The sequence below is a fragment of the Pseudoalteromonas sp. TB41 genome, assembly GCF_000497975.1.
Taxonomy (GTDB): domain Bacteria; phylum Pseudomonadota; class Gammaproteobacteria; order Enterobacterales; family Alteromonadaceae; genus Pseudoalteromonas; species Pseudoalteromonas tetraodonis.
In genome coordinates, this window is the sequence record NZ_AUTH01000047.1 from 1 (window position 1) to 5,907 (window position 5,907).

The window sequence follows — 5,907 nt, forward strand, 5'->3', positions numbered from 1 at the left end:
ACCGCTGACCGCTGACCGCTGACCGCTGACCGCTGACCGCTGACCGCTAATTCTTAAAACCTAAGCTGCTCTTTAAACTTAGCTGTGTTATTTTAAATGCCTTGTTTAAAAGGATCTTGCTGTATGTTTAAAACCGTGTTTTTTACCTTCTTTTTTATACTAAGTGCACTTTTTACCGTTGCTACACATGCAAATGAGACTAAACATGCAATCGCCGTTGGTGCAGAGCAATTTGCTTTGTATGCACCCCAATTAAAAAACAAACGTGTAGGGCTGGTGGTTAACCAAACCTCTCTTGTGGGGCAAACGCATTTAGTTGATAGCTTGCTGGCTAAAAACATCAACATCACTAAAATTTTTGCACCTGAGCATGGCTTTCGAGGCGATCACGATGCCGGTGCTCATGTACAAAACGCCGTTGATAGCAAAACCGGTATTGCGCTTATTTCTATTTACGGTAAACACAAAAAGCCAACCCCCGAGTCATTGCAAAATGTAGATGTAATTATTTTTGATATTCAAGACGTGGGCGTACGTTTTTATACCTACATAAGCTCTATGCATTACATGATGGAGGCAGCTGCAGAGCAAGGTGTTGAATTTATAGTACTCGATAGGCCAAACCCAAATATTAGCCACATTGAAGGCCCATTATTAGAACCAGAATTTAAATCATTTGTGGGTATGCACCCAATCCCTGTACTGCATGGTATGACGGTAGGCGAGCTTGCTAACATGATCAAAGGTGAGGGGTGGATCAATCAGGCTCGTGATTTAAAGCTAAGCGTGATCCCTGTTGCCGGCTACAGCCGCACAACGCCATACAGTTTGCCGGTAAAGCCAAGCCCTAATTTACCCAACGATCAATCAATTGCGCTTTATCCATCACTTTGCTTTTTTGAAGCCACTCCTATTAGCATTGGTAGAGGAACTGACTTTGCCTTTCAGGTTATTGGTTATTCACCAGTAGCACTTGGGGACTTTAGCTTTACCCCTCGCTCAATAAAAGGCGCAGCGCTTAATCCTAAATTTAAAGACCAGCTAGTGAAAGGGATTGATTTACGCCATAGTAATATCACAGGCTTAAACTTAAATTATTTAATTAATGCTTACCAGCAGCTTACACAGGCTAAGCAGGTGTTTTTTGAACGTGCCGATTTTATGGATAAGCTCGCAGGTACCGATAAATTAAGGCTCGCCATAGAAGCAGGGCACTCAGCTGAGGAAATTAAACAAAGTTGGCAAGCCGGGCTTAAACAGTTTAAACAGCAAAGAGCGCCTTATTTGCTGTATTAATAAAAGGGATGTATGCATTGGGCTTTAAAAATGATAAACAATAAAACGTACTATAAAGTAGTTATATTGCTGCTGAGCACTATTATTGCGGGCTGTAGTCGCTCTACAGCAATTAAATCAGAGCGCCCTTTAACGGTTAATCATATCAACGCGTTAGCTAATGCGCAGGTGATTGCTACCTTTCCTGAGCCAAATCCCAGCAGCAGAGAATATGTAAATAACCGCGGCACTTTTAAAGCCTACCGGGGCCGTGGACAACTATTGCTACAAAATGTCAGTGCGGTTAGCGCCGATATATACATCAATAATAAAAAGCTCTCTCTTAATGAGCCTTTACGCGCTAACACCGAGTACGACTTTAATTTAGGGCACTATACGCATAACGGCATGAACACCTTTAAGGTAGAGAATATTCAACCTGCTGGCGGCAGTTTAACCCTGCGCTTTGCATTTGCTACCTTAGAAAATACCGCCACAAAAGAAATCGACTTTAGCCAAGTTGATACCTTAATTGAAAACGATATAAAAGCAGGCTTTCCAGGAGCGGTATTAGCGGTTGTTAAAGCGGGTAAGGTATTAAAATTAACCGCGTATGGCGATGCAAAACAATATCAGCAAAGTGATTTAATGCTACTGCGCCCAGAGCCTATGCAAACCAATACCTTATTTGACTTAGCCTCAAATACTAAAATATTTGCTACTAACTTTGCATTAATGAAGTTGGTCAGCGAGGGGCAGTTAAACATAAATCATACGGTGCATTCATACCTAAAAGAGTATCAGGGTAATGGCCGAGAGCACCGCCAAGTAAAAGACTTACTAACTCATAGTGCCGGTTATCCGCCAGTGTTTGATTTTCATCGAAAAGACACCGCTTACGGCGATGCGTTTTTCTCACAAACAAGCGAAACCACCAAACAGCTATTATTAACAAGTGTGCCATTAACCGCTGAACCTACAGCGCCGCATGTTTACTCTGATATTGATTACATGATTTTAGGGGTTTTAATTGAGCGAATTAGCGGCCAACCTCTCGATGAATACCTAGAGCAGCATATTTACGCGCCTTTAAAACTCAATAACACCTTATTTAATCCGCTTAAAAAAGGTTTTAATCGTCAGCAGTTTGCTGCCACGGAGCTTAGCGGTAATACTCGAGATGGGCGTATTCATTTTGATAATATTCGCACCAATGTACTGCAAGGGCAGGTGCATGACGAACGTGCTTATTATTCGCTCGATGGTGTTGCAGGCCATGCGGGATTATTTAGTAACGCCCCCGATTTAGTTGTGCTGTGCCAAGTGCTGCTTAACAAAGGCGGTTATGGCGATACGCAAATTTTTAACGCCAGTAGCTTAGCGCAATTTTTAACGCCACAAAGCAGTGATGAAACCTACGGGTTAGGCTTTCGTCTTGCGGGAAATAACCAAGCAAGGCGCTGGCACTTTGGCCCTTATGCCAGCGCTCAGGCCTATGGCCACACAGGGTGGACAGGGACAGTTACCGTGATTGATCCGGCTTACGATTTGGCCATTATTTTACTCACTAATGCGCGGCATACTCCTATTAAAGGCACTGAAAAGCGCTATCAATTTGTAGGGAAAAATTTTGAAACAGCGCAATACGGCTCTATTGTGTCGCTTGTTTATGAGGCATTATTAAATCAATAAGCGTTAGTAAGTGACTTAAGTGCTTATATCTATTAAGTTAAGTAAAGCGTCGTCATTATAAAAATAAATAAGGTTTGTTTATGCATTGGTATTCTATTTTACCGCCACTGATTGCCATTGCTATCGTGTTTTGGCGTAAAGAAGTGATTATGGCTCTTTTGGTGGCAGTGGCTTCATCAGAGTTTTTACTGGCCATTCAGGGCGAAGGAAATAGCGTATTTAATACATTTTTAAATACCATAGAGCGCATTATTTCGGTAGCAAGTTCCCCCGGTAATACCCGTATACTCATATTTAGTATTTTAATAGGCGCATTACTGGCCTATATTCGCGAGTCTGGCGGTGTTGCTGCTACCGTTAATTTGCTGATGAACAAAGGCGTTGCTAAAAGTAAGCGCCAAGTAGGCTTTTTAACTATGTTTACCGGCGTAGTGGTATTTATAGAGTCAAACTTAAGTGTGCTTACCTCGGGTATTTTATCTCGCGGTCTGTTCGACAAATTTAAAATGAGCCGCGCGCGTTTAGCCTACATAATCGATAGCACCAGCGCCCCTGTGTGTATTTTAATATTACTAAACGGCTGGGGTGCATTTGTACTGGGCTTGTTAGGTAATTACGAATTAGGCGAGTCGGCGGTATCGGTATTGTGGGGCAGCGTAGGCTATAACTTTTACGCCATAATCACCCTGGTTATTGTTTTTTATACTATTGCGTTCGATAAAGTACATGGCCCAATGAAAGTAGCTGAACAAAAACTAGAGCTACAAACAACCGAACTAAAAGAAGAAGTAAAAGGTTCTAAAGCACGCTTTATGCTAGTGCCATTGCTTACGTTGATTGTGAGCATGGTCGGTTTTATGTTTTACACCGGTAACGGCGTACTTGCCGAGGGCAGTGGGTCAAAATCGGTATTGTACGCCACCGTTTTAGCTATTGTTGTAGCCTATTGTTTAATGATTAGTTCGCGCCAGTTTACCCATCACCAACTTGTTGATACCGGCTTTAAAGGCATGGGCGAATTACTCCCGCTGGTAAGTATTGTATTGCTCTCGCTCACCTTGGGCGCAAGCTTAAAAGAGCTAGGTACAGGTGTGTTCGTGGCATCTTTGGTTGGCGATTACTTACCAATATATTTAATAGTGCCAGTGCTATTTTTAACTGGCGCGGTTATGTCGTTTACTACAGGCACCTCGTGGGGCACGTTTGCCATACTTATCCCCATTGGCGTACCGCTTATTCAAGCGCTTGGTTTACCGCCATCGCTGGTGGTAGGCGCTATTTTAGGTGGCGGGATATTTGGCGATCATTGTTCCCCTATATCCGACACCAGCGCAGTATCAGCCATCGCCTCAGGCTGTGATTTACTCACCCACGTTAAAACTCAATTACCCTATGCATTAGTAGGCGGTGGCCTAACGTTTGTAGCTTACTTAGTAACGAGCTTAATTGTGTTGTAAATACATTTCAGAGCAAGACAGCCCCAAACACTCAAAAGCCTGCTTATTCGCATAATGCCAGTCAGTTAAGAACTGACTGGCATTTTCTTTTATAGGGGTACTTATTCGGCTTCTTTCTTATCACCCTTGGATAATGCCTATCTGGTAATCTATCGGGTAAAATAAACAATCTAAGTGTTGTCAGTAACTCATCGTAATGAATAGGCAACTTACTTGCACTATGTATTGGCGTAAACATAAAGAAAGCGATAACCTGTCGCATAGATTGGCTAAAGCTTAGCTGTGTAGGCAAAATATCCTCATCTTTAGTTGCATCAAGCATGATGATACGTATTAAATTGTAAGCGAGTAATAACCCCCATAACTCTTGACGTACCATGTCTGGTTTCTTACTACGTAACGTGTGTTTGCTATGATTCAATCCCTGCTTTATTTCTCTAAACGCCAGCTCAATTTCCCAGCGTTGAGTATAAACCTCTGTTAATTCTTCATATGGAAATCGTAAAGGGTCAATGAGAGAGCTGAGTACACGATAGCTTTTTCCATCCACTTTATAGGTGGTTAATCTTGCCATCATGGTCTCTGGTAATGACTCAAATTTCTTTCTGGCTTGAGGACTTGTGGACAAAATCACTATTTTATCATTGTCATTTATACTATGTTCAACTTGATACTGTAAATCCTTCCTCGCGGGTAACATCCAGTGAGTGTTATCTCCTTGGTTTTGCCATTGATACAACAGTCCTAATGAGTAATAGCCGCGGTCAAACAAGGTAAGAGAATTATCTGGTACGGCTGGTAATAGTCGTTGAGCTAAGCTCATTTCACCTATGCGACGGGAGTCAAAGCTGCTATCTAACAGTAAATGGCTAGATACTTCCATAAGGCTACACATTCGTACTTGTGGGTAGCTTACTTCTCCATGTTGATTACTGTCACTGCCAAATGCTTCTCTGTTTTCTTGATTATCATGAGTTCGAAAACTAACGCCATCTACAGCGAGTAAATTAAGTCCGCACCATTGTTCAAAAGACTGGGTGGAAAAGGTTTTGTGTGCAAGTAATTGAAATGTATGTTGGACTGACTCATAGCCTAACCTTTGCCGACCTTGAACTAGCGCACTTGGCGCTACTAGTTTGTTTTTTCCGGGTAAAGAGATGTCGAGTCTATTAGCGATATCCCAAACGGTTTCGTTTCGGAATAAACTCATTCCAATTACAGACCACATAACAGCTTCTAGCGGTAATCGCCTTTTACGCACAGTAGCAACACCTGCATGTTTAAATGCTTGCTCAAGAATATCAGGGTCAAGAACCTGTTTAAGTTTATCTAGTGTATGTACATCATTTAAAAATGAAGACATGTTATCGAAGTGCTGAATGAGAGACATAAAAAAATCCGATATTATTTCTAATATCGGATTTTGAAGCCATGGAAAGATCAGTCAAGTGATCATAAAAATATTCTTAACTGATCTGCATTA

4 protein-coding genes are annotated in these 5,907 nt (G+C 41.8%); 3 read left to right on the plus strand and 1 reads right to left on the minus strand.

Annotated features, from left to right (window positions below; all coding sequences use genetic code 11):
* Nucleotides 1-123: 123 nt before the first annotated feature.
* The 3 genes from L641_RS0107340 to L641_RS0107350 all read left to right on the plus strand — a co-directional run bounded on the left by L641_RS0107340 (nt 124) and on the right by L641_RS0107350 (nt 4,424).
* Nucleotides 124-1,296, plus strand: a complete 1,173-nt coding sequence (locus L641_RS0107340; protein ID WP_024601561.1) for a DUF1343 domain-containing protein — start codon at nt 124-126, stop codon at nt 1,294-1,296.
* 12 nt (nt 1,297-1,308) lie between these two features.
* Nucleotides 1,309-2,967, plus strand: coding sequence for a penicillin binding protein PBP4B (gene pbp4b / locus L641_RS0107345; protein WP_024601562.1), 1,659 nt, complete (start codon nt 1,309-1,311; stop codon nt 2,965-2,967).
* Between the two features lie 80 nt (nt 2,968-3,047).
* Nucleotides 3,048-4,424 carry a Na+/H+ antiporter NhaC family protein gene (locus L641_RS0107350; RefSeq protein ID WP_024601563.1) on the plus strand — a complete coding sequence of 459 codons (1,377 nt, stop codon included), beginning with the start codon at nt 3,048-3,050 and terminating at the stop codon, nt 4,422-4,424.
* Between the two features lie 61 nt (nt 4,425-4,485).
* Here the strand turns inward: L641_RS0107350 and L641_RS0107355 are convergent, their stop codons facing one another.
* A complete protein-coding gene (locus tag L641_RS0107355; RefSeq protein WP_024601195.1) occupies nt 4,486-5,814 on the minus strand; it encodes an IS4 family transposase in 1,329 nt (442 codons plus the stop codon).
* Between the last annotated feature and the right edge of the window lie 93 nt (nt 5,815-5,907).